The organism is Mitsuaria sp. BK037 (assembly GCF_014193045.1).
Classification (GTDB): Bacteria; Pseudomonadota; Gammaproteobacteria; order Burkholderiales; family Burkholderiaceae_C; genus Roseateles.
The window spans coordinates 789,255-812,636 of the sequence record NZ_JACHYS010000001.1; the positions used below are offsets into that span (position 1 = coordinate 789,255).

The 23,382-nt window shown below is 69.4% G+C and carries 17 protein-coding genes; 10 read left to right on the forward strand and 7 right to left on the reverse strand.

The window, feature by feature from the left end:
• Window positions 1-26: 26 nt before the first annotated feature.
• The 5 genes from FHT37_RS03415 to lptF all read right to left on the reverse strand — a co-directional run bounded on the left by FHT37_RS03415 (window position 27) and on the right by lptF (window position 5,131).
• A complete protein-coding gene (locus tag FHT37_RS03415) occupies window positions 27-1,196 on the reverse strand; it encodes a pyridoxal phosphate-dependent aminotransferase (protein ID WP_183478871.1) in 1,170 nt (389 codons plus the stop codon).
• Window positions 1,197-1,293: 97 nt separating this feature from the next.
• Complete coding sequence (locus tag FHT37_RS03420) at window positions 1,294-2,238, reverse strand: CysB family HTH-type transcriptional regulator (protein ID WP_091723991.1); 945 nt, start codon at window positions 2,236-2,238, stop codon at window positions 1,294-1,296.
• Window positions 2,239-2,257: 19 nt separating this feature from the next.
• Window positions 2,258-2,683 carry a sirohydrochlorin chelatase gene (locus tag FHT37_RS03425; RefSeq protein WP_091723994.1) on the reverse strand — a complete coding sequence of 142 codons (426 nt, stop codon included), beginning with the start codon at window positions 2,681-2,683 and terminating at the stop codon, window positions 2,258-2,260.
• An 88-nt stretch (window positions 2,684-2,771) separates the two neighbouring features.
• On the reverse strand, window positions 2,772-3,935 hold the full coding sequence (lptG, locus tag FHT37_RS03430; protein ID WP_183478873.1) for an LPS export ABC transporter permease LptG: 1,164 nt from the start codon (window positions 3,933-3,935) through the stop codon (window positions 2,772-2,774).
• The gene (gene lptF, locus FHT37_RS03435; RefSeq protein WP_091723999.1) at window positions 3,932-5,131 is read right to left on the reverse strand and encodes an LPS export ABC transporter permease LptF; all 1,200 of its coding nucleotides are present in this window, start codon (window positions 5,129-5,131) and stop codon (window positions 3,932-3,934) included. Before lptF ends, lptG begins: the two co-directional genes overlap by 4 nt.
• A 28-nt stretch (window positions 5,132-5,159) precedes the next feature.
• On the opposite strand from lptF, the gene FHT37_RS03440 reads away from it, so the two are divergent.
• The 9 genes from FHT37_RS03440 (at window position 5,160) to FHT37_RS03480 (ending at window position 19,320) form a co-directional block, all read left to right on the forward strand.
• Window positions 5,160-6,620, forward strand: a complete 1,461-nt coding sequence (locus FHT37_RS03440; RefSeq protein ID WP_183478875.1) for a leucyl aminopeptidase — start codon at window positions 5,160-5,162, stop codon at window positions 6,618-6,620.
• A 46-nt stretch (window positions 6,621-6,666) separates the two neighbouring features.
• The gene (locus FHT37_RS03445; RefSeq protein ID WP_183478877.1) at window positions 6,667-7,095 is read left to right on the forward strand and encodes a DNA polymerase III subunit chi; all 429 of its coding nucleotides are present in this window, start codon (window positions 6,667-6,669) and stop codon (window positions 7,093-7,095) included.
• A 342-nt stretch (window positions 7,096-7,437) separates the two neighbouring features.
• Window positions 7,438-8,580, forward strand: a complete 1,143-nt coding sequence (locus FHT37_RS03450; protein ID WP_147241890.1) for a branched-chain amino acid ABC transporter substrate-binding protein — start codon at window positions 7,438-7,440, stop codon at window positions 8,578-8,580.
• A 478-nt stretch (window positions 8,581-9,058) separates the two neighbouring features.
• On the forward strand, window positions 9,059-10,438 hold the full coding sequence (locus tag FHT37_RS03455) for a TIGR03013 family XrtA/PEP-CTERM system glycosyltransferase (protein WP_183478879.1): 1,380 nt from the start codon (window positions 9,059-9,061) through the stop codon (window positions 10,436-10,438).
• Window positions 10,439-10,521: 83 nt separating this feature from the next.
• Complete coding sequence (gene prsK / locus FHT37_RS03460) at window positions 10,522-12,660, forward strand: XrtA/PEP-CTERM system histidine kinase PrsK (RefSeq protein ID WP_091724012.1); 2,139 nt, start codon at window positions 10,522-10,524, stop codon at window positions 12,658-12,660.
• 73 nt (window positions 12,661-12,733) lie between these two features.
• The gene (prsR, locus tag FHT37_RS03465) at window positions 12,734-14,101 is read left to right on the forward strand and encodes a PEP-CTERM-box response regulator transcription factor (protein WP_183478881.1); all 1,368 of its coding nucleotides are present in this window, start codon (window positions 12,734-12,736) and stop codon (window positions 14,099-14,101) included.
• 71 nt (window positions 14,102-14,172) lie between these two features.
• Window positions 14,173-17,049 carry an XrtA/PEP-CTERM system TPR-repeat protein PrsT gene (prsT, locus tag FHT37_RS03470; protein ID WP_183478883.1) on the forward strand — a complete coding sequence of 959 codons (2,877 nt, stop codon included), beginning with the start codon at window positions 14,173-14,175 and terminating at the stop codon, window positions 17,047-17,049.
• A gap of 76 nt (window positions 17,050-17,125) precedes the next feature.
• Window positions 17,126-18,430 (forward strand): GNAT family N-acetyltransferase, encoded by a 1,305-nt coding sequence (locus FHT37_RS03475; protein ID WP_183478885.1) that lies wholly within the window; start codon window positions 17,126-17,128, stop codon window positions 18,428-18,430.
• Window positions 18,427-19,320 (forward strand): serine protease, encoded by an 894-nt coding sequence (locus FHT37_RS03480; RefSeq protein ID WP_091724022.1) that lies wholly within the window; start codon window positions 18,427-18,429, stop codon window positions 19,318-19,320. The genes FHT37_RS03475 and FHT37_RS03480 overlap by 4 nt, the downstream gene beginning before the upstream one ends.
• 20 nt (window positions 19,321-19,340) lie before the next feature.
• Here FHT37_RS03480 and FHT37_RS03485 read toward each other — a convergent pair whose 3' ends face one another.
• Together FHT37_RS03485 and FHT37_RS03490 are read right to left on the reverse strand one after the other, a co-directional pair.
• On the reverse strand, window positions 19,341-21,380 hold the full coding sequence (locus FHT37_RS03485; protein WP_255489480.1) for an ATP-binding protein: 2,040 nt from the start codon (window positions 21,378-21,380) through the stop codon (window positions 19,341-19,343).
• Between the two features lie 130 nt (window positions 21,381-21,510).
• A complete protein-coding gene (locus tag FHT37_RS03490) occupies window positions 21,511-22,956 on the reverse strand; it encodes a DHA2 family efflux MFS transporter permease subunit (protein ID WP_183478890.1) in 1,446 nt (481 codons plus the stop codon).
• A 226-nt stretch (window positions 22,957-23,182) separates the two neighbouring features.
• On the opposite strand from FHT37_RS03490, the gene FHT37_RS03495 reads away from it, so the two are divergent.
• Window positions 23,183-23,380, forward strand: coding sequence for a hypothetical protein (locus FHT37_RS03495; RefSeq protein WP_183478892.1), 198 nt, complete (start codon window positions 23,183-23,185; stop codon window positions 23,378-23,380).
• Window positions 23,381-23,382: the final 2 nt, after the last annotated feature.

Genomic DNA, 23,382 nt, shown 5'->3' on the forward strand with positions numbered 1-23,382 from the left:
GCGGGCCGCCCGCGGCCGGCCCGGCCTCAGATCCGCTTCAGGCGGTCGAGCGCGAGGTCCAGCGTCTCGTCCTTCTTCGCGAAGCAGAAGCGGATGACCTTCGCGTCGCTGCCGCCGCCGTAGAAGGCCGACAGCGGAATCGCTGCGACGCCGATCTCGCGGGTCAGCCACTGGCACATCGCCATGTCGTCGAGCGCGGCCAGATCGGGCCGCAGGCCGCCGTAGTCCACGCACTGGAAATAGCTGCCCGGGCAGGGACGCAGGGCGAAGCCCGAGTCCGCCAGTCCGGCGCGGAAGCGGTCGCGCTTGCGCTGGTAGAAGTCGCTCAGGCCGAGGTAGGGCGCCGGATCGCGCATGTAGGCGGCGATGCCGTGCTGCATCGCCGAATTGACGGTGAACACGTTGTACTGGTGCACCTTGCGGAACTCCGCCGTGAGCGCGGCCGGCGCCGCCACGTAACCCACCTTCCAGCCGGTCACGTGGTAGGTCTTGCCGAAGCTGGAGACCACGAAGCTGCGCGCCGCCAGCTCCGGCAGGCGCGACACGCTCTGGTGCATGTGGCCGTCGTAGACCATGTGCTCGTAGACCTCGTCGCTGATCACCAGCACCTCGGTGCCGTCGAGCAGCTCGGCCAGCTGCCGCAGTTCGTCCGCGCTCCAGACCGCGCCGCTGGGGTTGTGCGGGCTGTTGATCATGATCGCCCGCGTGCGCGGCGTGAGCGCGGCGCGCAGCCGGTCGAAGTCGGGGCGGAAGGTCTGGGGATCCAGCGGCACCGCCACCCGCACGCCGCCCGCCAGCGCGATGTTGGGCGCATAGCTGTCATAGGCGGGCTCCAGCACGATCACCTCGTCGCCGGGATGCACCACCGCCAGCAGCGCCGTCAGGATCGCCTGCGTCGCGCCGGCGGTGACGGTGATCTCGCTGTCCGGGTCATACGCATGGCCGTAGAGCGTCTGGATCTTGGCGGCGATCGCCTGGCGCAGCGCCGGCACGCCGGGCATCGGCGGGTACTGGTTGTGGCCGGCGCGCATCGCGGCGTCGACGGCATCCAGCAAGGCCGGATCGCCGTCGAAGTCGGGGAAGCCCTGGCCCAGGTTGACGGCCTGGTGCTGCTGCGCCAGCGCCGACATGACGCTGAAGACCGTCACCCCCAGTTGGGGCAGGCGGCTCGCGGGAACGGGGGTGTGAACACGCATGGTGGGATCAATGAAGGGGCGGGTCGGAAGCGGGGGAGGCGCTGGAGGTGGCCGTGATCGGATCGGGGGAAGGCGTCGGGTGGGCGCTTGTTGCGCGTCAGAGGTCGTAGTCGCTGGCCTCGCCGCTCATCGCGCGCTGCAGCAGCGTGCGGTTGAGCCGGTCGGACAGCAGCTCGGCGAAGCTGTAGACGTAGTTGCGCAGGTAGGCGCCGCGCTTGAAGGCGATGCGCGCGACGTTCTGGCCCAGCAGGTGGCCCAGTGGCCGCGACACCAGTTCGCCGCCGGGCGGGTCCTCGCGCACCGCCATCTCGGCGACGATGCCGATGCCCAGTCCCAGCCGGACATAGGTCTTGATGACGTCCGAATCGATCGCCTCGAGCACGATGTTGGGCGTCAGATGCCGCTGCGCGAAGGCCCGGTCGATGCGGGTGCGGCCGGTGAAGCTGGGGTGGTAGGACACCAGCGGCTGCTGGGCGAGCTGCTCCAGGTCGATGCGCTCGACCTGCGCGAGCGGATGCTCCGCGCGCATCACCAGCACGTGCTGCCATTCGTAGGCGGGCAGGGTGACGAGCTCCTCGAACTGCGACAGCGACTCGGTGGCCAGGCCGACGTCGGCGGTCTCGTCGATCAGCATCCGGGCGACCTGGTCCGGGCTGCCCTGGTGCAGGCCGATGTTGACCTGCGGGAACTGCCGGCGCAGCTGGGTGACGGGCCCCGGCAGCACATAGCGGGCCTGGGTGTGGGTGGTGGCGATCGAGAGCGTGCCGACGTCCTGCTTGGAGTACTCCTCGCCGATGCGCTTGAGGTTGCCGACCTCGCGCATGATGATCTCGATCGACTTCAGCACCTGGCGCCCCGGCTCGGTGATGCTGCGCAGCCGCTTGCCATGGCGCGAGAAGATGTCGACGCCGAGCTCCTCCTCGAGCTCCAGGATCGCCTTGGAGACGCCTGGCTGCGAGGTGTAGAGCGCCTTGGCCGTCTCGGTCAGGTTGAGGTTGCGGCGCGCGGCCTCTTGGACGAAGCGGAACTGGTGCAGGTTCATGGCGTGGTCATCGCAGGCGTCAGGCCTGGGGCAGCACGGTCGGGGTGGAAGGGTCGAGCGGATCGGCGGGCAAGGTGACGCCGGAGATGAGGTCCAGCGTCGCGCCCGCCATCGCGCGGATGACGGAGGCCTGTTCGCCGATCGCGTCGTGCAGCACGAACAGCACCCGCGGATGCGTCGCGCGCAGCGACTCGACCAGCGGCGGCACGTCCCGCCGCACATGGCCGCTGGCGCCGAGGAACATCGGGACGATCTGGATGCGGCTGCAGCCGCGCGCGGCCAGGGCGCCGGCGGCGGTGGCGATGTCCGGGGCCATCAGCTCCAGGTAGGCCAGTGCGATCGGCAGGTCGGGCCGCCGCGTCTGCAGCTCGGCGGCGATGGCTTGGAACGGGGCGGCCCAGGCCGGATCCCGGGCGCCGTGGGCGAAGAGCAGCAGACCGTCCATCAGCAGTCCTCCGTCGGTTGAAGCGGCCGGGTCGCGGCCGGGGGCAGGGGCCGGCGGGTGCCGGACCGGCGGGCGGCGCTCCCGCCCTTCATCGATAGCGCACCAGCCAGTAGAACGCCGCCATCGAGATGCCCAGGTAGAGCAGGCTGGGCGCGGACGCCACCAGCCAGGGCGTCCAGTCGCGCAGCAGCCCGAGGTGGCCGGTGATCGCGTTCAGCACCACGAAGCTGATGCCCAGCATGATGCCGCCGAAGACCTTGACGCTGATGCCGCCCGAGCGGAAGTGCAGGTAGGCGAAGGGCAGCGCCAGCGCCACCATCACCATGCAGGCGAACGGATAGAAGGCCTTGCGCCAGAACTGGATCTCCGGCTGCGCGGAGGACTGCTCCTGCGAGGACAGGTGGCGGGTGTAGCGGTAGAGCTCCAGCGTGGACATGTTCCAGGTCGGCTGCACCGCCGCGGACACCACGCCCGCCGGCAACTGGCTCTGCCAGTCGAAGCGTGGCAGCAGGACCTCGTGGATGGCGGGGTTCTCGGACAGCTTGTCCTGCGGCGCCGCGGGGTCCCTGGGCTGCGGCGCGTTGGCGGCCGGCTGGCTCAGCGGAGTCGCCACGCGCGACCACTGCGTCAGCCGCACTTCGTTCATCTGCCAGCGGCCGGTGGCGTCGACGGTGGCGCTCCTGGCCGTCAGCCGGGTCGCCATCGCGCCCTTGCTGTCGAACTCGAAGACCAGCACGTCCTCCATCGTCCCGTTCGAGCGGGCCCGCCCGACGTGCACGGCGTAGCTGAAGTCGCCGATGCGGTCCTTCATCCACGCGCCCTGCGCGTTCGTGACGCCGCCGCTGGCGGTGGACTTGAGCAGCTGCGCCTGGCGGTCCGCCCAGGGATTGACGAAGTCGCCCACCACGAAGGCCAGCACCGCGAAGGCCAGCGCCATGACGCTCAGCAGGCCCAGCGCGCGCTGCGGCCCCAGGCCGCCGGTGCGCAGGATGGTGAATTCGCTGGACTGCGCCAGCCGCGCCATGCTGAAGATGGTGCCGATCAGCACCGCGATCGGCATCAGTTCGTAGAAACGGCCCGGCAGCTTCAGCACGCTGGACCACACCGCCAGCCCCAGCCCCAGGCCCAGGCGCTGGAAGCGGTCCAGGTCGTCGATGAAGTCCAGGAAGAAGAACAGCGCCAGGAACCCGGCCATGACCAGGGTGAAGGAGCTGAGGATGTCGCGGTACAGCAGCCGCCGCACGGTTCTCATGTGGGCACTCCCGGCGTGGACGAGGACATCGAGGCCGGCGCGATGACCACGCCCGCCGGGACCGGGCCCAGCACGGTCTCGGCATAGGCCGGGTTCTCCGGCGGCGCCGGCAGCACGCCGCTGCGCGGGGCGCCCAGGCGCGCGCCCTGTTCGCGCCAGAGCAGCAGCAGCATGGTCACGACGAAGGCGCCGCCATGCAGCGCCAGCATCGCGGGCCCCAGCTTCATCTTGTTGCCCACCACCCAGGTCTGGGTCAGGTTGATCAGGTTGAAGTAGACGATGAAGGCCAGCAGCGCGAACAGCAGGTTCCAGTTGCTGGCGCGGCGCGGGTTGGTCGCCGAGATGCCGATGCCCAGCAGCACCAGGTTGACGCAGCCCAGGATCATGCCGAAGCGCCATGCCAGCTCGCCGTCGTTCTGCGGCGAGCGGTCGACCAGCAGGTCCAGCGTCGGACGCGTCTTCGGCGCGCGCTTGCCGTCGGCGCGCATCACCTCGTCGTCGACCACCACCTGGTATTGCTGGAAGCGCGCGACCGACTTGTCGCCGTTGCGCAGGTCCACGTCGTTGCGTTGGCCGTGCTCCAGCACGAGGACGCGCTGGTTGTTCTTGTATTGCAGCGCGCCGCGCGCCGAGGTCGTCACCGACTCCAGGTGCTCGGTGTTGTTCATGATGAAGACGTTGCGCGCCGCAGCCTCGTCGGCCGGGTCGCGTTCAATGAAGAACACCCGCGAGCCGTCGTTGGAGCTCTGGAACTGCCCCGGCGCGACGCGGGACAGGTCGCTGCGCTGCTCGAACTGCTCGCGCAGCTGGGCGCTGTTCTCGTTGCTCCACGGCCAGACGATGGTCATCAAGACCGTCACCACCACCAGCACCGGCGAGGCCATCGTCAGCACCGGCCGCACGAAGCGCGTCAGGCCCAGGCCGCTGGCGAACCAGATGGTCATCTCCGATTCCTTGTACATGCGCCCCAGCGACATGACGACGGCGACGAACAGCGACAGGCTCAGCATCACCGGCAGCTGGGCCAGGGCCAGGTAGCCCAGCGACAGCAGCACATGCTGCGGTGCCACCGTGCCCTTGGCCGCCATGCCGAGGGAGCGCACCAGCAGCATCGTCACGACGATGGTCAGGATGACCACGAAGGCCAATCCGAAACTGCGGGCGAGTTCTTTGCGTACTGATGAATCGAATAACATCCGGGCACTTTATCTACTTCTCGGTATTATGGACTTTCGCTCTCAGCTCGCGTCCCTCGACGCCCTGTCGTCGCACGGCGCCGACGCCCTGGTGCTGATCGTCGCCGGCGACAGCCTGCCGGCGTCGCTCGACAAGACCGTTTCCGCCCTGGTCAAGGACGCCATCAAGCTCGGCGACTTCGAGCTGAAGGCGGGTCAGGTCTTGTCCCTGGTCCGTCCCGCCGGCCTGAAGGCCCCGCGCCTGGTCGTCGCCGCCAGCGGTTCGACGCTCAAGGCGGCGCGTTCCGCGCTGACCGCGGCGCTGGGCCAGCTCAAGGGCAAGGGCGCGACCGGCGCCTCGGTGGCCTACGCCGGCTTCGGCGCCGAGCTGACCGAGTCCCTGGCCGAGCAGACCGTGCTGGCCGCCCAGGACGCCGTCTATGTCTACCGCGAAACCAAGCCCAGCGCGCCCGCCGCGTCCAAGCTGACGAAGATCGCCCTGCTGCACGGCAAGGACGAGGCCAAGGCGGTCAAGGCCGGCCTGACGCGCGGCCAGGCCATCGGCGCCGGCATCGCGGTGGCGCGTGAATGCGCCAACCTGCCGCCCAACGTCGCCACGCCGGCCTACCTGGCGGACCAGACCAAGGCGCTGGCCAAGAGCCACGGCATCAGGGTCGAGGTGCTGGACCAGAAGGGCATCGAGAAGCTGGGCATGGGCTCCTTCCTGTCGGTGGCCAAGGGCTCCGACGTTCCGCCGCGATTCATCGTCGCCAAATACGAAGGCGCCGCCAGAACGCAGGCGCCCATCGTGCTGGTGGGCAAGGGCATCACCTTCGACTCGGGCGGCATCTCGCTGAAGCCGGGCGCCGGCATGGACGAGATGAAGTTCGACATGGGCGGCGCCGCCTCCGTGCTGGGCACGCTGCGCGCGGTGGCCGAGCTCAAGCCCAAGATCAACCTGGTCGTGCTGATCGCCGCCTGCGAGAACATGCCCAGCGGCCGCGCGGTCAAGCCGGGCGACGTGGTGACCTCGATGTCGGGCCAGACCATCGAGATCCTGAACACGGACGCCGAAGGTCGCCTGATCCTGTGCGACGCGCTGACCTATGCCGAGCGCTTCAAGCCCGCGGCTGTCGTCGACGTCGCGACGCTGACCGGCGCCTGCGTGATCGCGCTGGGCGGCGTGCGCTCCGGCATGTACGCGAGCGACGACGAACTGGCGGCCGCGCTGTCGGCCGCCGGCGAGACGGCGCTGGATCCGTGCTGGCGCCTGCCGCTGGACGACGACTACGCCGACGGCCTGAAGACCAACTTCGCCGACGTCGCCAACGTGGCCGGCCGCGAGGGCGGTTCCATCACGGCGGCCAAGTTCCTGCAGCGCTTCGCCTCGAAGTACCGCTGGGGCCACCTGGACATCGCCGGCACGGCCTGGAAGGGCGGCGGCGCCAAGGGCGCCACCGGCCGTCCGGTCGGCCTGCTGACGCACTTCGTGCTGTCGCAGGTCCGCTGAGCGCGCTCCGCGTTCCTCGGAAGCTGACAAGGGAAGGGCGGGTCCGGTGACGGAGGTCAACTTCTATACCGGCGTGCCCGACCGACAGGTCTACGCCTGCCGCCTGCTGCGCAAGACGCAGGCGGCCGGGCTGACCGTCGGGGTCTGGGGACCGATGCGGCTGCTCGAGCGACTCGACCAGACGCTCTGGACCTTCGATCCCGGCGAGTTCCTGCCCCACCTGCTGCTGCGCGGCGACACGCCGGAGCTGCTGCGCGAGCGCACCCCCATCCTGCTCTCGGACCAGCTCGACGCGCTGGCCGGGTGCCGGGTGCTGCTGAATTTCGAGCCGGGCGTGCCGCCGGGCATCGAACGCTTCGAGCGCGTGCTGGAGCTGGTCTCCACCGATGCCGAACAGGTCGCCGCGGGACGCGCGCGATTCAAGGCCTACAAGGCCCTCGGCCTGACGCTGAATCATCACGTGATGTCGGCTTGAACGCCGGCGTCGATCACCACGAACGTTCACCGCGACCGATCGCGCCGCGGTGGTGCCGCCGCGCGCGGGCGTGGTGCCGTGACGCCCATGGACAGGGCGCTGGCGGGGCTTGTCGGGCGCCGGGTGGGCGGAAATCCGCACTCTTCGCGCAGGGGCTGTGTGCGCCTTCGCACTCCTGTGAAAACCATCCGGGTTTGCCCCGGTGACAGGGGCGCGACAACGCCTGCGCCGTGACCGCGTTCACAGCATTTTCACTATGGAAACGGCTCCGCCTTTCGGGGTATGGTCGCTCGCGTTGAGAACTCAACGTCATTCCACATATCCCGAGTCGGAGGTTCCTAGATGCAATCCAAGCTGAATGTGATCGTGGGCGCAATCGCCATTGCCGCGAGCGGCGCCGCGATGGCGCAGGATGCGGTGGTCAAGATCGGCCACGTGGGTCCGACCAGCGGCGCGATCGCGCACCTGGGCAAGGACAACGAACTGGGCGCCAAGATGGCCATCGACGAGCTGAACGCCAAGGGCGTGACGATCGGCGGCAAGAAGGTCAAGTTCGAACTGCTGGCCGAAGACGACGCCGGCGATCCCAAGCAAGGCACCGCCGCCGCCCAGAAGCTGGTGGACTCCAAGGTCAACGGCGTGGTCGGCCACCTGAACTCGGGCACGACCATCCCCGCGTCCAAGATCTACAGCGACGCCGGCATCCCGCAGATCTCGCCGTCGGCGACCAACCCCAAGTACACCCGCAACGGCTACAAGACCGCGTTCCGCGTCGTGGCTGACGACGTGCACCTGGGCGGCACGCTGGGCAAGTACGCGGTGACCACGCTCAAGGGCAAGTCCATCGCCGTCATCGACGACCGCACCGCCTACGGCCAGGGCGTCGCCGACGAATTCGAGAAGGGCGTCAAGGCCGCCGGCGGCAAGGTCGTCGGCCGTGAATTCACCAACGACAAGGCCACGGACTTCACCGCCATCCTGACCTCCCTGAAGGGCAAGAAGCCCGACGTCGTCTTCTTCGGCGGCATGGACGCCGTGGCCGGCCCGATGCTGCGCCAGATGAAGCAGCTGGGCATCGAAGCCAAGTTCATGGGCGGCGACGGCATCTGCACGGCCGAACTGCCCAAGCTGTCCGCCGGCACCATCAGCGACAGCCAGGTCGTCTGCGCGGAAGCGGGCGGCGTGGAAGGCGAATCGAAGAAGTCGCTGGACGCCTTCAAGACCAAGTTCAAGGACAAGTACAAGGTCGACGTCCAGATCTACGCTCCGTACGTCTATGACGCGGTCAACGTGATGGTCGACGCCATGGTCAAGGCCAAGTCCGCCGACCCCAAGGTCTACCTGCCCGTGCTGGCCAAGACCTCGGACTACAAGGGCGTGACCGGCACGATCGCCTTCGACGCCAAGGGCGACATCAAGAACGGCGCGCTGACCCTGTACACCTACAAGGGCGGCAACCGCGAGCAGATCGCCGTGGTGCGCTGATCCTCCAAGCGCTGCAAGGTTGAAGGACGCCCACTTCGGTGGGCGTTTTTCATGGCGTGCCGGGATGGCACGCGGTGCCCTCTCCGGGGCGCGGCGGCAGGGCGACATGCAGGTGTCCCCTGATCGAGGGATCACCCCCTCACTCGCGTGCATTCCCGCACGAGAGCCCCCCAAAGCATTCAGTCAGGGGGTTTGCGCCTCCGAGGCGCTACCGACAATGGCCTCCGTCAGCGTGCCGAGGGATCGATTCGGGGATCCGGCGGCGGTCGACGGGAGACGGGTTCAACCGGGTCGGATTGCAAGGCGGACGCCCCTGCAAACAGGGGGCTTTCAAGCCTGGGGGGCGCAGGCATGATGCCCCCCGCAGCGAACAGGGTCCTCCTCTGGGGGAGGCGTTCGCGACGAGCGGTCCAGAGAGGTTCACCCGGGTCGGCGACAGCGTCCCAAGAGGATGCCGTGACCAGCTTTGGGGACGGGCATGATTCGAATTTTTAACCACTACCTCCATCGTCGTACCCTGATCCAGGTGCTGTTCGACCTGGGCCTGATCATCGCGGCGGTGTTCGCGGTCGCGCTGAGCCACGGCAGCGGCGAGCACATGATGAGCTTCGCGGCGTCCTATGGCCTGTCACTGGCCGGCGGCATGTTCGTCATCAACTCCGCGTCCGGCCTCTATTCCCAATCCCACAAGCGCTCGCTGACGCAGTCCTGCGCCCGCGCGCTGTTCGCGCTGCTGATCGGCCTGCCACTGGCCTACGGCCTGTTCAGCCTGATCCCCGCCACCGTCTCCCACCGCGACCTGCTGACCACGACCGCCATGCTGGCCGTCGCGCTGGTGATGGTGCACCGCGTCTACGCGGCGCATTCCGGCGTGCAGGGCGCGGGCCGGACCAAGATCCTGATCTTCGGCAGCGGCCACGCCGCGGTGGCCGTCAGCGAGAGCCTGCGCGCCGCCGATCCGCATGCGCAGATCGTCGGTTTCCTGACGGGCCCCAACGAGGTCGATCCGCAGGTGCCCGCCCACCAGCTGCTGGCCGCCGGCGAGACCCTGACCGACGCCGCGATGCGCCTGGGCGTGGACGAGATCGTCGTGGCGCTGTCCGAGCGCCGCGGCGGCTCCATGCCGCTGCGCCAGCTGCTGGACTGCAAGCTCTACGGCATCCGCGTCGTGGACCTGGCCACCTACTTCGAGAAGACGCTGGCGCAGATCAAGATCAGCCACGTCCACGCCGGCTGGCTGATCTTCGGCGACGGCTTCAACCAGGGCGTGCTGCGCAGCGCCGTCAAGCGCGCCTTCGACCTGGTGTCCTCGCTGGTGCTGCTGGTGGCGACCGCGCCGATCATGGCGGTCACCGCGCTGCTCATCAAGCTGGAATCGCCCGGCAGCATCTTCTACACGCAGGAACGTGTGGGCCTGAACGGCGCCACCTTCAAGGTGATCAAGTTCCGCAGCATGCGCAACGACGCCGAGAAGGACGGCCGCCCCCAGTGGGCGACCAAGAACGATGCCCGCGTGACCCGCGTCGGCAACTTCATCCGCAAGGTCCGCATCGACGAACTGCCGCAGCTGATCAACGTGCTGCGCGGCCAGATGAGCATGGTGGGCCCGCGTCCCGAGCGGCCCTTCTTCGTCGACGAGCTGGTCGCGCAGATTCCGTACTACGCGGTGCGCCACAGCGTGAAGCCGGGCGTGACCGGCTGGGCGCAGGTGCGCTACGAATACGGCTCCACCATCGAGGACTCGCTGGAGAAGCTCCAGTACGACCTGTACTACGTCAAGAACCACACGCTGTTCCTCGATCTGCTGATCATGCTGGAGACGGTGGCGGTGGTCCTGACGGGCCGGGGGGCGCGCTGAGCGCGACGGCGGAGCGACCCGCTCCCGGCGTCCCGTTCCCGCGCCCGCCTCGGAACGCGGCCCGCGCGCCGGGACCCTGATCCATGTGGGCAGACACCCTGAACCTCGGCACCGCGTCCGGGATCGTCGCGGTATTGGCGCACCTGGCCCTGGCGGTCGTGGTGCTGCCGCAGTTCGGCCAGCACCGGCGCCGCGCGCTGCGGCTCGAGGCCGCGCTGCTCCTCAGCGCCGTCTGGGCGGGGCTGGACGCGGCGGTCGAGCAGGGCTGGCTCGGGTCCCACCAGTGGCCCGCGCTGGTGCTGCTGCCCATCTGCGACGCGCTGCGCTACGGCGCGTGGTTCTCCTTCATCCTGGCGCTGATCGAATCGCGCGGTGACGACGGCCAGGCGCGCAGCGCCGGCGTCGCGCGGCCGCTGCAGTGGCTGGCCTGGGCCGGCGTGGCGGCCGCGGTCGCGCTGCCGCTGTGGCGCTACTGGGGCGACGCGCCGCTGGCCCAGATGCAGCGTCCGATGACGATGGCCTGGCTGGGTTTGGGCGTCTTCGGCCTGGTGCTGCTCGAGCAGATGCTGCGCAACATCCACAGCGACGCGCGCTGGAATGCCAAGCCGGTCTGCCTGGGCCTGGGCGCGGTCTTCGCGTTCGACGTGTTCGTGTTCTCGCAGGCCTCGCTCTTCCAGCAGTTCGACGGCGACGCGCTGAGCGTGCGCGCCGCCGTGCACAGCCTGGCCGTGCCGCTGCTGTGGCTGGCCAGCCGGCGCCACAAGAAGTGGCTGGACAAGCTCCATGTCTCGCGCACCGCGGCCTTCCATTCGGCCACGCTGCTGATCGTGGGCGTCTACCTGCTGGGCGTCTCGGGCATCGGCTACTACGTGCGCTACACCGGCGGCGAGTGGGGCCGCGCGCTGCAGCAGGTGCTGCTCGCAGTGGGCGTGCTGGCGCTGCTGACGATGGGCCTGTCGGGCTCGCTGCGCGCCAAGCTGCGCGTCTACATCAGCAAGCATTTCTTCAGCTACCGCTACGACTATCGCCAGGAGTGGCTGCGCTTCACCGCGATGCTGTCGGCCAGCGCCTCGCCGGCGGAGCTGGGCGAGTCGGTGATCCGCGGGCTGGCGCACCTGGTCGAGAGCCCCTCGGGCGCGCTGTGGCTGCGCCGCGCGCCCGCGGCCGGCGCCGACGGCGAGTACCAGCAGGCCGCGCGCTGGAACCTCAACGACGACCGCCAGCCGCTGGCCGCCGACGCCGCGCTGCTGCACCTGCTGCAGGAGCGCGCCTGGATCGTCGACCTGGACGAATGGCGCCGCGACCCCGGCGCCTACGAGCACGCGCCGCTGCCGGCCGCGCTGGCCGGCGATGCGCGCCACTGGCTGCTGGTGCCGCTGATCAACGCGGGCACGCTGACCGGCTGGGTGATCCTGGGGCAGCCGCGCACGCGGCTGGAGCTGAACTGGGAAGTGCGCGACCTGCTGCGCACCGCCGCCCAGCAGGCCGCCAGTTACCTGGCGCAGATGCAGGCGGCCGAGGCGCTGCTGGAGGCGCGCAAGTTCGAGGCGTTCAACCGCATGTCGGCCTTCGTCGTGCACGACCTCAAGAACATCGTCACGCAGCTGTCGCTGATGATGAAGAACGCCAAGCGGCTGCGCGACAACCCGGAGTTCCAGCAGGACATGCTGGACACGGTGGAGAACTCGCTGGACAAGATGCGCCAGCTGATGCTGCAGCTGCGCGAGGGCGACAAGCCGCATCACGGCAGCGCCGGCGGCGTGGCGCTGACGGCGATTGCGCGGCGTCTGGCCGCGGCGGCGGTCGGCAAGGGCCGCGGCCTGGAACTGGAACTGCGCGACGAGGTCAGCGCGCGCGGCCATGAGGAACGGATCGAGCGCGTGCTCGGCCACGTGGTGCAGAACGCGCTGGACGCGACGCCGATCGACGGCCGCGTCACGCTGCGGCTGCAGCGCGTGGGCAGCCACGCGCAGGTGGAAGTGGAAGATACTGGCTGCGGCATGTCGCAGGAGTTCATCGATCAACGGCTGTTCAAGCCGTTCCAGACGACGAAGGCGGCGGGCATGGGCATCGGCGCCTACGAGAGCTACCAGTACCTGCAGGAACTAGGGGGGAAGATCAACGTGGAAAGCGCGCCCGGACGAGGCACCAAGGTCACCATCTTGCTGCCGCTGTTTTTCGCCCAGTCGGGCAGCGACGCCGGCCTGGTGGAGGCGCGATGAGCCCCGCCGCAGCGCCGATCGCCGGCCCCGCCGCCTCCCTCCCGCAAGGCCCCGCGCGGCGGAGGGAACGCGCATGAGCGCCCAGCCCCCTTCGCTGCTCATCGTCGAGGACGACCTCGCGCTGCAGAAGCAGCTCAAGTGGTCGATGGACCGCTTCGAGTCGGTCACGGCCGACGACGTCGCCAGCGCCGTGCTGCAGTTCCGCCGCCACAAACCCCCGGTGGTCACGATGGACCTGGGCCTGCCGCCGGACCAGGACTCGACCTCCGAGGGCTTCCGCCTGCTCGAGAAGCTGATCGAGCTGGAGCCCGGCACCAAGGTCATCGTGCTCACCGGCCAGAACGACCAGAGCAACGCGCTGCGGGCCATCCGCATGGGCGCCTACGACTTCCTGGCCAAGCCGGTCGATCCCGACGTGCTGGTGCTGACCGTCGAGCGCGCGATGCGCCTGCACGAGCTGCAGCAGGAGAACCAGCGCCTGCTGACGCAGCAGGACGGCGAGCCCACCGGCCGCCTGCTGACGCGCGACCCGCAGATGCAGCGCATCTGCCGCACTGTCGAGCGCGTGGCCGGCAGCGACGCCACCGTGCTGCTGCTGGGCGAGAGCGGCACCGGCAAGGAGGTGCTGGCGCAATCGCTGCACGATGCGTCCAAGCGCAAGGGCCGCTTCGTCGCGATCAACTGCGCGGCCATCCCCGAGGCGCTGCTCGAGAGCGAGCTGTTCGGCTACGAGCGCGGCGCCTTCACCGGCGCGACCAAGACCACCGTCGGCAAGATCGAGACCGCGCATGGCGGCACGCTGATGCTGGACGAGATCGGCGACCTGCCGATGCCGCTGCAGGCCAAGCTGCTGCGCTTCCTGCAGGAGCGCAGCATCGAGCGGCTGGGCGGGCGCCAGGAGATTCCGGTGGACGTGCGCATCGTCGGCGCGACGCACCAGGACCTGAAGGCCAAGATCGCGCAGGGCCTGTTCCGAGAGGACTTGTTCTACCGCCTGGCCGAGATCGTCGTCGACATCCCGCCGCTGCGCGATCGCGTCGGCGACGCGGTGCTGCTCAGCCATGCCTTCCTGCGCCGCTTCTCGTCGGAGCAGCGCCGCCCCATCCTGCGCCTGGCCGACGACGCGATCCGCGCCGTCGAGGGCCACCGCTGGCCGGGCAACGTGCGCGAGCTGCAGAACGTGATGAAGCGCGCGTCCATCATGGCCGACGGCGACCGCATCACCGCCGACGACCTCAACCTGCCGCTGCCCGCCGGCGGCGAGGCCGCCGCCGAGGAGCCCGAACTCGACCTGCGCGCCGTGCGCGAGCGCGCCGAGCGCCAGGCTGTCGTGGCCGCGCTGGCCCGCACCGACGGCAACATCGCCAAGGCCGCCGACCTGCTGGGGGTCAGCCGGCCGACTCTGTACGACCTGATGTCCCGTCTCGGCGTGAAAGCATGAAGCCATGAAGGCATGAAGGCCTGAGCACCGCACCGATCCTCCGACACCCACCGACAGCGAAAGAGACACGCATGTCCCGCAAGCCCGCGCACCGCCCACCGACCGCTTCCATCCCTGGCTCTCCCCGCATCGCGCAGGCCGGCCTGCCGCGGGCCCTGCAGCGCGGCGCGACCGCGCTGGCGCTGGGTTCGGCGCTGCTGCTGTCGGCCTGCCTCGGCGAATCCGCGCAGGACCTGGTGAATTCCGCCAAGACGCACCTGGAGAAGAAGGACCACAAGGCCGCGATCATCCAGCTCAAGAACGCGCTGCAGAAGGACGGGTCGCTGGCGGAGGCCCGCTACCTGCTGGCCAAGGCGCTGCTGGACAGCGGCGACGTCGCCGGCGCCGCGATCGAGGCGGAGAAGGCGCGCTCGCAGGGCTTCGGCGGCGACGCGCTGATCGCGCTGCAGGCCCGGCTGCTGCTGATGCAGGGCAAGGTCGACGAGCTGATCGGCCAGTACGGCAGCCGTCACCTGCAGACCGCCGCCGACGAGGCCGACCTGCAGACCACGCTGGTCGGCGCCTACGTCGCCCGGCAGAAGCTGGCCGAGGCCCGCAAGGCCGCCGATGCCGCCGTGCGCGCGGCGCCCGACAGCGTGGCGGTGCGGCTGGTCAACGTGCGGCTGCTCACCAGCGAGGGCAAGCTGCCCGAGGCGCGCGAGGAGGTCGAGCGCGTGCTGGCCAAGTCGCCGCAGGCGGCCGAGGCCTGGCAGCTCAAGGGCGAGCTGCAGGTGCTGGCCGACGCGCCGGCGGCCGAATCGATCGCCAGCTTCCGCAAGGCGCTGGAGTTCGACAAGAAGCTGGTCGGCGCCCATGCCGGCCTGATCAATCAGCTGATGCGCACCGGCGACAAGGCCGGGGCCAAGGACGCGGTGGCCGCGATGAAGGCGGCCGCGCCGCAGCATGCGCAGACCTTCTACTACGCGGCCGTCTTCGCGATGGATGCGGGCCAGGTGAAGGAGGCGACCGCGCTGGCGCAGGCGCTGCTGAAGGTCGCGCCGAACAACGAGCGCGCGCTGTTCCTGGCCGGTCGCGTCGCGCAGGCCAACGGCGACCTGCGCCAGGCCGAGGCGAACTACGGCAAGCTGATCCAGGCCTCGCCCGAGGCGCAGTCGGCCCGCGTCGCGCTGGCCCAGCTGCAGCTGCGCGGCGGCGACGCCGAGCAGGCGATGACGACGCTGCAACCGGCGCTCGACGGCAAGGCGCCGTCGGCCGAGGTGCTGGCGCTGGCCGCCGAGATCCGCCTCAAGCAGGGGCAGGGCGCCGAGGCCGAGCGCTTCCTCGCCCGCGCCGCCGAGGTCAATCCGAACGACGTGCGCAGCCGTGTCGGCCTGGCGCTGGGCCAGATCCAGAAGGGCCAGGAAGCTGCCGGCGTGGCCGCGCTGCGCAAGCTCTCGGCCGAGGACAAGGGCACCTCCGCCGACATCGCGCTGATCAGCGTGCTGGCGCGCAAGAAGGACTACGAGGCCGCGACGCAGGCGATCGCCGCGCTGGAGAAGAAGGATCCCAAGTCCTCGACCGCGCCCGAGCTGCACGGCCGCATGGCGCTGCTGCGCGGCGACCGCGCCGGCGCGCGCGCCGCCTTCGACGAGGCGGTCCGGCGCGAGCCCACCTCGATGACTGCGGCCAACAGCCTGTCCACCATGGACCTGCAGGACCGCAAGGCCGAGGACGCCGTCAAGCGCTACGAGGTGGTGCTCAAGGCCGATCCGAAGAACCTGCGCGCCGAGATGGCGACCATGGGGCTGAAGCTGGCGCACAAGCTGGTCGAGAAGGACGTGGCGATCAAGCGCCTGACCGAGCTCGCCCGGCAGCATCCGGACGACCCGACGCCGCGCCAGGCGGCGGTCGGCCTGCTGATGGAGCAGAAGGACTTCAAGACCGCGCTGTCGCTGGCCCAGGAAGGCGTCACCGCCAGCCCGGACAACCCGGCGCTGATCGACCTGCTGGGCCAGGTGCAGGCCGCCACCGGCGACCGCCAGCAGGCCATCAGCAGCTTCAACAAGGTCGCGACGCTGCAGCCGCGCTCGCCGCTGGGACCGCTGCGCCTGGCCGACCTGCACCTGCTGGCCGGCGACAAGGAGGCCGCGGCCGCGGCGCTCAAGCGGGCCCAGGCGATCGGCCCGGGCGACGCCGAGCTGGCGCGCAAGGTGGTCGAGAAGGCCCTGCAGATGGGCCGCCCGGACCTGGCGCTCGTCGCGGTCAAGGGCCTGCAGCAGGCGCAGCCCAAGTTCGGCCTGGGCTGGAAGCTCGAGGGCGACGTGGCGCGCAGCCGGCGCGATTTCCCCGCCGCGGTGACCGCCTACCGCAAGGCCGACCAGCTGGCCGCCGAGGCCGGCGCCACCACCGCCAACACCGAGCTGGCGATCGTGCTGCACAGCACGCTGATCGAGTCCGGCCGCAAGGACGAGGCCGAGCGTTACGCCGCCGCCTACCTGGCCAAGTACAAGACCGACGAGCTGTTCCAGTACCACCTGGGCGACGTGGCGCTCAACAGCGGCCGCTATCCCGAGGCGGAGCAGCGCTATCAGGCGGTGCTGGCCGCCAATCCGATGAACGCGGCGGCGGCCAACAACATCGCCTGGCTGCGCCTGCGGGCCGGCAAGGCGGACGAGGGCTTGAAATTTGCCGAGCAAGCGAACAAGCTCCGCCCCAACGTGCCGCCTTACATGGACACGCTGGCGGAGGCCCTCGCCGCCAAGGGCCAGAACGCCAAGGCCGTCGAGGTGCAGAAGGAAGCCGTGAAGCAGGCGCCGTCGGTGCCCGCGTACCGCCTGCGCCTGGCGCAGCTGTACGTGGCCGGCGGCAACAAGGGCGATGCCGAGGCGGAACTCAAGCGCCTGGCGGACCTGGGACCGAATTTCGAGCAACAAGCCGAGGTGCGAAAGCTGCAGGCCGCGATCCGCTGAGGCGGTCGACCACGAGGTCGGACGCCCGCGCGGGCCGAGAGGCGGCGGAGACACCGCACCCGGGGAGGGGACGGTCATGAGCCAGATTCGACGATCCAGTCTTCGCAAGCGGTTCCACCAGGGGCTGCGGCGGATCTTCTCCTCGCTGCCGAAGCCGATGCGCTTCGCGATCTACCGCCGCATGGTGGATTGCGACCCGTCGCCCTCGGAGCGCCTGGAGCTCAAGGTGGCGGACACGCAGGAGGAACTCGACGCCTGCTTCCGCATCCTGCACGACGCCTATGTCGGCAGCGGCTTCATGAAACCCGACCCGAGCGGTCTGCGCGTGACCGTCTATCACGCGCTGCCGACCACGACGACGCTGTGCGCCAAGTACGACGGCGTGGTGGTGGGCACCATCTCGATGGTGCGCGAGGGCGTGTTCGGCTTCCCGCTGCAGTCGGTCTTCGACCTCGAGGGCGTGCGGGCCAAGGGCGGCAAGATCGCCGAGATCTCGGCCCTGGCGGTGGCGCCGGCTTTCCGCAAGACCGGCGGCGCGATCCTGTTCCCGCTGATGAAGTTCATGCACCAGTACTGCACCGAGTACTTCGATACCCGGCACCTGGTGATCGCGGTGAACCCCGACAAGATCGAGCTGTACGAGGCGCTGCTGTTCTTCCGGCGGCTCAAGGAGCAGACGGTGGCGGAGTACGACTTTGCCAACGGCGCGCCGGCGGTCGGGGCGACGCTGGACCTGCACGAGGCCGATGCGCTGTTCGAGCGCCATTACCGCGGCCGCAAGCCGGTGAAGAACCTGCACCACTACTTCTTCCGCCACCGGCTGCCCAACATCCGCTTGCCCGAGCGCCGCTTCCACACCACCAACGACCCGGTCATGACGCCGGCGCTGCTGGACCATTTCTTCAACCGCGTGGTGCCGGTGTTCGCGCAGATGGACGACCGCAAGAAGGCGCTGCTGTGGTCGGTGTACCGCGAGGATGCGCAGTTCCGCGCGGTGCTGCCGATGCTCAGCGGCGGCGGGCAGGACCTGGGGCGCTCGCTGCGGCAGTACCCGCGCTACTCGATCCGCTGCCCCGGCCACCTGGACATCCGCGCGGCCAACGACAGCGAGATGGGCCACTTCGACCTCGACGTGATCGAGGTCTCGGCCCACGGCTTCCAGGCCGAGTGCGACCATGAACTGCCGCTGCAGGTGGACGGCACGGTCGAGATCGAGCTGGGCCACAGCGAGACGGCCCATGTGACCTGCCGCGCCGTGCGCCGCAAGGACACGGACCAGGGCAGCTTCTACGGCTTCCGCATCGACGAACCCGACCGCCACTGGCGCAGCTTCGTCTCCACGCTGGAGATGGGCATCACCTCGAAGGACCTTGCCGCATGACCCGCAGTACCGACCGGATCCCCTCGACGACGCCCCCGAACGCGACCGATGCCGCACGGGCTCCCGGACGCGCCCGCGTCGTGGCGCGCCGCGAGCTGCTGGCCTGGGGCGCGGGCGGCGCGCTCGGCGCCTGGGGCCTGGCCGGCACGGGCACGGCCCGGGCGCAGGAGATGTCCAACACCCTGCCGGACCTGATCGACCGCAGCCGCCAGGCGGTGGTGGCGGTGGGCACCTTCGCGGCGACGGACAACCCGCGCTTCGGCTTCCGCGGCACCGGCTTCGCGGTGGGGGACGGGCGCCGCATCGTGACCTGCGCGCATGTGGTCCCGAACCCGGTCGAGAAGGACCTGATGATCACCGTGCCGGCGGCCGGCAATGCGTCGGGGCAGCCGCAGCTGCGGGCGGTGAAGCTGCTGCGCCGCGACGCGGCGCGCGACCTGGCGATCCTGGAGCTGGCCGACGACAAGGGCGCGCTGGTGGACGTGCTGTCGCTGGCGGAGGTCGATGGCGACCGGCCGGTGGTCCGGGAGGGCGCGGCGGTGGCGCTGATGGGGTATCCGATCGGCACCGCGCTGGGCGTGACGATGGCGACGCATCGCGGCAGCATCGCCGCGATCACCCGGGCCGCGCTGCCGGCGCCCAGTTCCAATGCGCTGTCCGAGCGCGCGGTGCGCCAGCTGAGGGAAGGCGCGCTGGAGTTCCTGCAGCTGGACGCCACGGCCTATCCGGGCAACAGCGGCGGGCCGCTGCTGGACATCCGCACCGGCAAGGTGGTGGGCGTGGTCAACATGGTGGCCCTCAAGGGCACCCGCGAATCGGCGCTCAGCGCGCCCAGCGGCATCAGCTACGCGGTGCCGGTGAAGTACGTCTGGCCGCTGCTGGACAAGTGAGGCCTCGGCCGCCCCGCTCTTCAGGGTGTTGGCAATCCGAGCCTGTCGAAGAAGGCGCGATTGCGTTCCCGGGCCGCGTTGAGCAGTCGGTCGAACGAGATCACTTCGATGTAGGCCCTGAAGTTGTCGTTGAAGCCGAAGTAGCCCTGCTTGTCGCTGGTTTCGCGCAGCCCCAGGACCTTGCAACGATGGCGCACGGTTGAAGTCAGGTCCGCGATGACGTAGCAGAAGCCGGGGATCGTGTCGGAACCCGGGATGGGGCGCCCCCGCGCGGTCTTGACACCGCCTTCGCGAATCCGTTCGAGATAACCGAGCGCTTGCTCGATCGGGTCCTTGTCCTCTCCGGCGCGAGCGTCGTTCCTCATCGGGCGCTTGATCTCCACCACCACGATCGATCCCAGCGGCAGCTTCTGACCTTCGTTCACCAGCAGCGGTTGGTCGAAGACATTCAAGGCGCACAGGTCCGGCTCCTTGGCATCGATGCTTCCGGTGATCGGCATGGAGGCCAGCGGCCGATCCGATGCGAGAAAGTTGTGGAACGCCAGTCGTTCATCGATCAACCAGAGGTTCGAGCCATCCGAGAACACTTCGTCGGAGGTCTTGCGCATCGGCATGATCAGATCGTGGATCAGATCCTCGCGCGCGTATCGACCGTCGGCGCCGACGCTGATGGCCTTCTCCAGGATGTCGAGGATGATCTTGCGATGGAAGACGTAGTTGGCGAGGTCGGATTTCTTGATGTCATCGACCTTCTCGAGATAGCGCTGCAGCCGAAGCTGGTACTGGGCCGGTGATTCGGCGTCTCCCAGGTTCATCATCTCGTGGCCTTCCGCGAGCAGGCTGCCTTCGATGTCCGCGAGATGACGGTGCAAGAGCAGATCGAGGTCGCGGTCCGAGATGTCGGGATCAACGCTCAACCGGGCCGGCTCGATCCGGTTGAGGATCGGCCGGTAGCGAGGTGCCCGCTCGGAGACGAAGCGCTCCACGCGGTCCCGGCTGGCCTTTGCATTCGTTTCAAGGTGGTCACGCAGGTGCTGGCTGGCGCGGGTGACCACGGCGTCCCGGATGTCGTCGATCCCGAGTTCGGTAGCCGAGAACAGGTCATCGCTGATGGCCTCGAGGTCGAAGCCGATGCGTTCGGGCCGGACGTGGCCATCCAGGTAGGCCGAGGTGATGTAGCAGGCGTAGTGGAAGTCGCCCTCCGGATCCTTGATCCGACCGTGGAGACCGGAGATCCGACCGCCCAAGGGTTCCTTCTCCACGACGCGGCCCGCGGCACACCAGGCCAGGAAGTGCTGGCGGTCCGCGCCGGCCTTCAATCGCAGATGGGTCAGTTCGAACTCCTGCCCCTTGAGCGTGATTCGCTCCTTGGTCGAGGACGACAGCATGTAGGCGGCGTGGACCTCATGCAAGTCGATCACCTCGTCGCCGTCCACGACCGAGACGGCCGGTGCGCCCCCCTCGCGCACGAAATACCAGAGGCAATGCTCGAAGACGTTCTGGGCAATGGTGGTGGCCGTCTTTGGTGAAGCCTCGCGATAGGGCTGGTCGAAGCCGCAGAGTTCAATGATCGTTGTCGGCTGTGCGTCGGGAGGAGCGTCGGTCATCACCTGCGCGGTGACGCCATGCGCGGGCGTGAACGAGAAATTGCGCTGGCGCAGGCTGCCGTCACTGGAACGAAAGATGCTGGACACCTTGACCGCTTCGAAGGCCTTCAGCCACAGCAGTCGCCCCACGCCCCGGCAGCCCAGCGCGGCCTTGTAGTCGCTGTCCAGCGTCTCGAACGAGGACATGTTCCGTTCGTCGAACCCGACGCCGTTGTCGATGATGCGGAAGCCGACGATGGGCTCCTGGGGCGGCGCCCCGCGGCGCTGCCGGGTGTCTTCCAGCAACTGCTGCTGGGGCGTGCGGAGCACCTCGATGCGAATGTCCCCACCGTCGGGATCGTCCGAGTCGGCGATCGCCTGGATCGCATTGACCACGGCCTCGTAGAGCGGCATGAGTCCCTGGCTGCGCAACAGGGCGGTGTTGCGCAGGCGGCCCTTCAGATAGGTGTTCATGCTCATTGCCACGTTCCTCGTCCGTCCTCACGAAGGGGCATTCTCATCCCGTTCCGGAGGGCCGCCGGACACCCAGGAACAACTGTGCAAGGATCGGTAGGCGCGCAGGCAAGGTGGAGGCGGCAGAGCCTCAGCCGGCGTGGCCGGCCGGCGCCGCCATGCCCGGCTGCGGCGCGGGCTCGCGCAGCAGCAGGGCCAGCAGCCCGCCCGAGGCCGCGAAGACCGCGCCGACCGCGAAGGCGACGCGGTAGCCGCCCGCCAGCGCCGCTGGCAGCGCGGCGCCCAGCGCGCCGAGTTCGGCCGTCTTCCACGCCGCCAGGCTGGCCAGCACCGCCAGCCCCAGCGAACCGCCCATCATGAAGGACGTGTTCACCATGCCCGAGGCCAGGCCCGATTCGCTCGGCGCGACCTCGCTCATCGCCGCCAGCAGCACCGGGTTGAAGGCCACCCCGGCGCCCAGGCCCAGCAGCAGCATGCCGGGCAGCACGTCCAGCCAGAAGCCGCCGTCCGCCGGCGCCCGCGCGAACAGCGCCAGCCCCAGCGCCGCCAGCAGCAGCCCGCCGCACAGCGGCTTGCGCAGGCCCAGCTTCATCACCAGCTTCGCCGACAGGCCGACCGAGAAGGCCGCCATGATCAGGTTGGCCGGCAGGAAACCCAGGCCCACGTGCATCGCGTCGTAGCCCAGCACCAGCTGCATGTAGAGCGCCGACAGGAAGAACCACGCGAACATCGCCGCCGCCCAGAGCACGCCGATCACGTTGGACACCGCCACCGAGCGCAGCCGGAACAGCGACAGCGGCATCAGCGGATGCGCCACCCTCGTCTCCAGCACCAGGAAGGCCGCCATCAGCACCGCCGCCACGCCCAGCAGGCCCAGCGTGCGGGGCGAGGTCCAGCCGGCCTCGTTGCCGTTGACGACGGCGTAGACCGCCAGCATCAGCGACAGCGTCACGGTCACGGCGCCGGCCCAGTCCAGGGTCTCGTCGGGCGCCGTCGGGCCGGCGCGCTCGATCAGCCACAGGCACAGGCCGATCACCACCGCGCCGATCGGCAGGTTCACCAGGAAGATCCAATGCCAGCTCAGCGTGCTGGTCAGCAGGCCGCCCAGCAGCACGCCGATGCTGCCGCCGCCGGCGCAGACGAAGCCGTAGACGCCCATGGCCTTGGCCCGTTCCGCGGGCTCGGTGAACATGTTCATGATCAGCGACAGCGAAATCGCCGACACCACCGCCCCGCCCAGCCCCTGGACCGCGCGGGCGGCGATCAGCAGCCCCTGGGTGTGCGCCAAGCCGCAGGCGGCCGACGCGGCGGTGAACAGCGCCAGCCCCGCCAGGAACATGCGCCGGTGGCCGTACAGGTCGCCCAGCCGGCCTCCCAGCAGCATGAAGCCGCCGAAGGTCAGCATGTAGGCGTTGACGACCCAGACCAGCGAGGTCTCGGTGAAGCCCAGGTCGGCGCGGATCGAGGGCAGGGCGACATTCACGATGGTCGTGTCCAGCACGATCATCAGCACGCCCAGGCAGAGCACGCCCAGCGCCAGCCAGCGGCGCCGCTTCGGATCAAGGTGAGCAGTCATGGCGGATTCGCATCCATTCAGAGGGGGTGGCAGGACCCGTGACGGCTTCGTGAAGACAGACGGGGTTTCGCTTCACGACGATCGGGGCTGACGGATTTCTACATCCTCGCTGTCGGTCGATCGCCGACGCGCGCTGACGGCATTGCGGGACCCGGCGATGCGTCATCGGCGTCTGCCTCGGCGGCATCGACGGGCGGACCATGCGTCAGATCCAAAGGAGACCGCCATGAGCATCACCAAGCACGCCAAGGCCGCGAGGACCGAACCTACCAGCTTGTTCAAGACCGCGCTGTTGCTGTGCAGCCTCGCCATGACCATCGGCCTGCTGTTCAGCGCGGTGCAGGACGCCCGCGGCGCGGGCCTGGAGGACGACGGCGACGCCGGCTCGGCCCCGGCGTCGTTCACGGTCGGCGACGACGGCTGACG